The sequence below is a fragment of the Thiocystis violacea genome, assembly GCF_016583575.1.
In the GTDB taxonomy this organism is placed as follows: Bacteria; Pseudomonadota; Gammaproteobacteria; order Chromatiales; family Chromatiaceae; genus Thiocystis; species Thiocystis violacea.
Genome location: NZ_NRRG01000105.1, coordinates 1 through 5,980 on the forward strand (window position 1 = coordinate 1; position 5,980 = coordinate 5,980).

5 protein-coding genes and 1 pseudogene are annotated in these 5,980 nt (G+C 66.6%); all 6 read right to left on the reverse strand.

What is annotated here, in order from left to right; genetic code table 11:
- Nucleotides 1-197: 197 nt before the first annotated feature.
- On the reverse strand, nucleotides 198-881 hold the full coding sequence (locus tag CKO27_RS23170; RefSeq protein WP_200377281.1) for a YceH family protein: 684 nt from the start codon (nucleotides 879-881) through the stop codon (nucleotides 198-200).
- Nucleotides 882-1,096: 215 nt separating this feature from the next.
- Nucleotides 1,097-3,415, reverse strand: a complete 2,319-nt coding sequence (locus CKO27_RS23175) for a tRNA(Met) cytidine acetyltransferase TmcA (RefSeq protein WP_200377282.1) — start codon at nucleotides 3,413-3,415, stop codon at nucleotides 1,097-1,099.
- Between the two features lie 7 nt (nucleotides 3,416-3,422).
- Entirely contained in the window at nucleotides 3,423-4,199 is a 777-nt protein-coding gene (locus CKO27_RS23180) for a protein-L-isoaspartate(D-aspartate) O-methyltransferase (RefSeq protein ID WP_338116179.1), read from the reverse strand.
- A gap of 40 nt (nucleotides 4,200-4,239) precedes the next feature.
- Complete coding sequence (locus CKO27_RS23185; protein ID WP_200377283.1) at nucleotides 4,240-4,536, reverse strand: hypothetical protein; 297 nt, start codon at nucleotides 4,534-4,536, stop codon at nucleotides 4,240-4,242.
- A gap of 67 nt (nucleotides 4,537-4,603) precedes the next feature.
- Nucleotides 4,604-5,041 (reverse strand): DUF29 domain-containing protein, encoded by a 438-nt coding sequence (locus tag CKO27_RS23190; protein WP_200377284.1) that lies wholly within the window; start codon nucleotides 5,039-5,041, stop codon nucleotides 4,604-4,606.
- Nucleotides 5,042-5,261: 220 nt separating this feature from the next.
- A pseudogene (gene fccB / locus CKO27_RS23195) lies at nucleotides 5,262-5,980 on the reverse strand (sulfide-cytochrome-c reductase); the annotation flags it as partial.

Below are 5,980 nucleotides of genomic sequence, written 5' to 3' on the forward strand. Positions count from 1 at the left end.
ACAGGCTCTTGGCTACACTCTTTCATTGGTCGGCTCCGCTACCTCGGTTGACGATGCTTCACCTACATCGCTCATTGTGCCCGCTCAGGGCGCGTTGGAGGAGCGGGGCAGACCATCCCATTATCCTAAGAGAGTTTTTTCACAAGCTCCGAGGCGAGCGACGTTCCGGCCGCGCATCGAGGGTTTCGACCGCCCGCTCAGGTGTCTCGCTGATCCGCCAGCCCGGACAGTTCCCAGAGCCGATCCAGGTCGGCGCGCAGACTGGCTATTTCGCTCTCCAGGGCACGGATGCGCTCATCCTTGGTCTCGGCGTGCGGTTTCATCGACGTCTGGACGGCGCTGGGGGTCCATTCGTCGGCCTTGGGTTCGCCGCAGAGCCGATGCGCGTAACGCTCCTCGCGCTTGCCGGGCAGACGGGGCAGTTCGACCACCAGCGAGTGATCGCGGGTCGCCAGGGTCCGCACGGCCGAGGCGACGGCCTCCAGGTCGGCGAAATCGGCCATGCGGCCGGTATTGGTCCGCAACTCGCCGAGGGTCTGTGGGCCGCGCAGCATGAGGACGCAGAGGATGGCCTGTTCCTCGCGGCTGAGAAAATAGGTGCCGACCATCTTGTGATCGTAGCGCTCGGTGCGTCCGGTGAAGCCGACATGGATCAGGCCCTTGTCGCGCAACTGGTTGAGTGCGTGACCGATCTCGCCCGGCGAGAGGTTCATCACCGGCTCGCGCGCGCTCTTCTGATTGCAGGCGCTGACCAGACCGTTCAGGGTCAATGGGTACTGATCGGGAGTGGTGCGCTGCTTTTCCATCAGACAACCCAGGAGGCGCGCCTGGACCGGAGTGAGAAGGGCGTCGGAGGTGGAGGCGTCATGTTCGTTCGACATCTGGGCTCGATTCTCCTGATGGGGCTGGGAAATCTGGAATGGCGGCTCGGGCTCCTGCCCTCCGCCTTCGGGTGCTGGCCGAAAGATTAGGCGATTTCCGGTAATGTTCCTACCAGGGATCACGCTTTCGAAACAGACGGGATCAGCGGGATCTCTCGGGGTGGGCGGGATTTATAACGACCTGTTTTGAATCCTGTAAATCTTGAGGAATCCTGTTAATCCTGTCCATGAATGAGCGGGTCAATGGCAGGAGCGCGCCCGGAGATCGTCTCGTCGCGCGGACTGTCCAGGCCGTCGATCAGGCATCCGGCCGCCCGGCGCAGTCGTTCCAGCATCTCGTCACGGCCGCTGGCTCGGAAGAGCTGGACCAGCTCCGGCATGGGGCGTAATTGACGCGCGGCGGCGGCGAGCAGCCCGGCGTCCGCGAGGTCGAGGGCGCCGCTTCGGACTGCCTGGACGAGCCGGCGTCGGGTGAGTTCGGACAAGAGAGGCAGAGTGGCCTCCAGGGTGCGATGGCCGGTGACGAAGGCCGCCAGTTCCCGGCGTTGATCGAACGGGTCCGACTCCTCGTCGACGCCATTGATGGATGGCCTCGCGCGAAGCAGGGCGACCGCGACCAGTGGGTCCAGGGCACGCAAGGGACCGGCGAGCAGGACCGGCAGTCGCGATTCGAGTCGCCGACTCGCCTGCCGGATGAAATCCTCGCCCTGGGTGGAGACTGGCTGGAGCACCACGGCGGCATGCTCGCCGCTGGCGGCGTTGCGGCTGGCTCCGATCTGCACCGGGACAAAGCCCTGGCGATGCCAGAACCCGAGCAACTCGGGCGTCGCGCCGAAGCTGGCGCCGACCAGATCCAGACCGTCCGCCTCGGCGACCCGGAGCAATCCGGTCAGTAGCTGTCCGCCGAGACCCCGTCCGACGACCGCCGGATGAACGGCGATGCGGATCACCCTCAGATAATGAAAAGCCGGCGCCTCGATCAATCCGGCGTGAGCCGAGAGCGTCTGGGGCAGCAGGTGTCCGCGCGGGCGCCGCTGGCCCCGATAGATGGCCTCGCGTAGCCCGGCCTCCTCGAAACCGCCTTCCTCGGCGGCGAGAAGGGTGGCGACGACGTGCCCGGCGTGGCGCAGGACTAGGATGCGCACATTGGGTCCATCGAGCAGCATCCGCAGGTCCATGGGGCGGGTCTGATAATGGGCCAGGACCAGCAGGCCGAACAGCTCGCGCAAGGTCGTTTCGTCCTGGAGCAGGGCCGCCTGGGAGGGGCGTTCGATGGCGCAATTGCCGGGATGGGCGGTCTGGATGGCGTCCGATGGCGCCGGCGCGGCGTCCAGCAGCAGGGCACGAAAGGTCAGGGCCTCCAGCGGATCGTCGGCCGCCCAGCGGATGGGGGTGTCGAGCGTCAAGGCCCGCCAGTTCGGCGTCAGACGCTCCAGGGTGGCGCGAAAGCGGACCTCGAAGCCGCGTCCGGTGCCCTCGTAGCCGTGAACCGTGGTCGCGAAGACGATGCGCGGATAGTGTTCGAGGAAGGCTTCCAGCAGGGGGGCCGGGATGCCGGCCGCCTCGTCGACCAGCAGCAGGTCGGCCTCGATGGGGTCGCGGGCGAGGGCCTCCGGGGCGTGGAATTCGAGCCGCCGTCCTTTTTTGACGGCTTCTTCCGATGTTCCGTTCGCCGCCAGCACCGCCATGGCATGGCGATGGATGGCCTCGACCGAGGCGCGTCTCGGTGCGGTTATCAAGATCCGCCGCTGTCCCTCCAGCAGCCAATGGCCGGCGGCCAGCCCCAGCGCGGCGCTCTTGCCGCGTCCGCGATGGGCGATGAGCACCAGTGGGCGGCGGGCGCGTCCGCGCGCGGTCTTGAGGATGGCCGCGAACGCTTCGTGTTGATTGGGCGTGCCTGGGCGCGCGGGATCGGCTGGAGCATCGACCGGCGCGCGCGATCGGGCGCTTCGATCGTCGCCAGGCGAAGGCCGGTCCGAGAGCGACGGAGCGGTCGCCCGCTGCCGGATGTGAAGGACATGGGGGTCTTCCGCGAGTACCCGCGCGAGCCGCTCCAGAAAGTGGCCACTCAGATGTTCCGGGTCATAGGGCCAGACGGCGATCCGCTCGGCTTGCGGGTCGGGTCGATAGGGCCATCGCGCGGCGTCCGGGGTCAGGAGCACCAGCAGTCCGCCGCCTCGGATCGCCCCGGTGGCGGCGCCGAAGCCATCCGGGTCGAGTCCGCCGTGGGCGTCATAGACGAGCAGGTCCAGATCCTGTCCGAGCAGGCTGGTCGCCGCGCGGAGCGGTCGGGTTCGCGCGACCAGCGGGCGTTCCGTGAGCCAGACGGCTTCAAGATTCTCGGGGAGCGTCGCGGTCAGCCGTCGGGCGCCGGCGGCGGTCCAGTCGGCATCTCCGCTCAGCCAGAGCGTCAGGCGATGGCGGCGAGCGAGGGCCTGGGCGCGCCGGGCTCGGATCAGGTCGAGGAAGATGTCATCGAGGTTCGCCGGGGATCCCGCCTCGGCGGGATCGGCGGGATTGGCACCGCCGTTCATGCGCGCATCAGGGATCCATCGCCCCGGTGACCGGCACGAAACGCACCGCCAGCAGATCGCGGCGGATGAGTTCGCCCTGGTCGTCCTTGATGAAGAGGGCCAGTTTCTGGACCCGGTCGGGATCCCCCATGGGGATCACCAGACGTCCGCCAGGCGCGAGCTGATCGACCAGATGTCTGGGGATCCGCGGGGCGGCGGCCGTCACGATGATGCCGTTGAAGGGGGCCGCGTCCGGCCAGCCGAGCCAGCCATCCCCGGCGCGCACCCGAACCCGATCGTAACCCAAGGTCGCGAGCGTCCGGGCGGCCCGTTCCGCCAGTTCCGGGACGATCTCTGCCGTGTAGACATCGACCTCCATGGCCGCCAGCACGGCCGCCTGATAGCCCGACCCGGTTCCCAGCTCGTAGACCCGATCCCCTGGCCCGACCGCGAGCAACTGGCTCATGATGGCGACGATGTAGGGCTGGGAGATGGTTTGCCCGCCACCGATCGCGAGCGGGGCGTCGATATAGGCCAGCTCGCGCGAGGGTTCGGGGACGAAGCGATGGCGCGGCACCGAGCGCATGGCCGCTTCCACACTGGGATCCAGTTCCGCGAACCCAAGCTCGGAGGCCGTGGCGCGGACCTCGGCCTGGATCTGGTCCACCAATCGTTGGCGTTTGTCGCTCATGTCGTCATCCAGTGCGTTGGCGGGAAGGATCCCGGCGAGGCTCCAGAAGAGGAGGAGGGCGGTCAAGTGGATCCGGTCGGTGGAGCGGTCGGTCCAGGCTGAACGAATGGGCATGGCTCCTCCGGCGCCGCAAGGCGTCCCGCAAGGTTCTGGACTATCCGAAGAGACTCTCGGCCGCGCGACGCAGCGCCTCCGGATCCTGGGTCGAGGCTCCGTCACGGGCCGGCGTGGTCGGCTCGAAGAGCTCGCAGAAGTTGGCTCGGGTCTTGTCGACGATCCGCTCCACCATGGGCTCCATGCATTCGTTCGCGCGCCCTGGCGCATAGTGCCGACAGTTGCGACAGCAGTGGGTGGGTTTGTCGCAGCCCTGGCAGGTCAGCTCACGCCCATAGTCGAGCTTGCTAAGCGGGCGCTCGCAATTCCAGCAGTGACCAAGGATTTCGTCCGCCATCGGAATGTCTCGTCTGGATGTGGATGACCATCAAGGATAGCCGAGCCGTCGGTACCCTGGGATATCCCTATTCAGGTTTCCAATCCGGGTCGAGGATGTCGGCGACGGACCAGGGGCATTGATCCGGAAAATCGCTCAAGCCGGTTTCCTCGATCGCCTTGGTCAGGGCGTCGTCCCAGGTGTCGCGCCACCAGTCAGGATCCTCAAGGTTGCGTTTCAGGCTTGGCGTGCGCGTAAGGCGACGCAAGAGGCTGTCTCGCTGAACCCGGATCGTCGCTTCCCAGCTTCGGCCGCGGCGCGCGGGTTGAAACCGCCATTTCAACAGATGCGCCAGCAAGAGGGCCATGCGGCTCGCCAGTTCGCGCTGTTCGCTTTTGCCCACGTCTTCGATCTCCTCGGCCAGATGCTCGATGTCGAGCCGATCGAACTGGCCGGAGCGCAGCAGACGCGCCTGTTCGTTGGCCCAGGCGATGACGTCCCGATCGTAACCGGCGGTGCGGGTCATGGTTTCGGCCTCGTTTCCATGCTCATGGATTCGCCCTAAGCGTAAGTCTTTTCGTGCGCTTCAGCGAGGGGATGATGCGGGTCGGATATGGGGACTTCTCGGGTCTTCGATCACTGGCGGTTGGGATCCGGTGGCTCTCTCCCAGTGTGCCTAGGCCACGAAAAAAGGGGCCATCCGGCCCCTTGAATCGAGGCCCCCGAGGGGGCCTGGTATCTCGTGCTTATCCGAAGGTATCGTGCACGATGTTGTTGTACCAGCTATAGGCGTACTGGACCTCGCGCTCCAGCACCCAGTCGGGCGCGTCGACCGGGGTGACGCCGCCCGAATCCGGCACCGATTCGATGCTCGCGCCATCCGCGCTCATGCGGTAGACGGCGGCGACCGAGATCCCGTAGGCCGGGGCGATGATCGAGTAACAGGTGTTGAGGTAGGAAGGCGTTCCCGGCTCCTCGCCCTTGAGCATGGCGACCACGGCGGCCGCGGCGACCTTGCCCTGGCTGTTGGCCGAGTAGCCGGACTTGGGCATGGCGGTGGCGATACAGGCGTCGCCGATGACATGGATGCCCTTGTGGATCTTGGACTCGAAGGTCTTGACGTCGACCGGGCACCAGCCGCCCTCGTTGGCGAGTCCGGCGGTCTGGGCGATCTTTCCGGCGCGTTGGGGCGGGATGACATTGATCACGTCCGCCTTGACCTCGTCGCCAAAGGCGGTCTCCACCGTCAGGCCGGAGGCGTCGACTTTCTTCACGGCGGCGTCCGGACCGGGCTGCCACTCGATCAGGGCGTTGTCGGTCCCGAAGCCGTAGAGCTTCTCCCAACCCTTTGTGAACTGGGCCTGCTTGGAGAAGGTCTGGCTGCTGTCGAGGATGAGCACCTTCGACTTGGGCTTGTGGGCCTTGAGGTAATGGGCGATCTGGCTGGCGCGCTCGTAGGGTCCGG

Bases quoted from the DNA above. Each gene is read 5' to 3' on its own strand.
- CKO27_RS23170 (WP_200377281.1), bottom strand. From the start codon at position 881: ATGTCGAACGAACATGACGCCTCCACCTCCGACGCCCTTCTCACTCCG.
- CKO27_RS23175 (WP_200377282.1), bottom strand. From the start codon at position 3,415: ATGAACGGCGGTGCCAATCCCGCCGATCCCGCCGAGGCGGGATCCCCG.
- CKO27_RS23180 (WP_338116179.1), bottom strand. From the start codon at position 4,199: ATGCCCATTCGTTCAGCCTGGACCGACCGCTCCACCGACCGGATCCAC.
- CKO27_RS23185 (WP_200377283.1), bottom strand. From the start codon at position 4,536: ATGGCGGACGAAATCCTTGGTCACTGCTGGAATTGCGAGCGCCCGCTT.
- CKO27_RS23190 (WP_200377284.1), bottom strand. From the start codon at position 5,041: ATGACCCGCACCGCCGGTTACGATCGGGACGTCATCGCCTGGGCCAAC.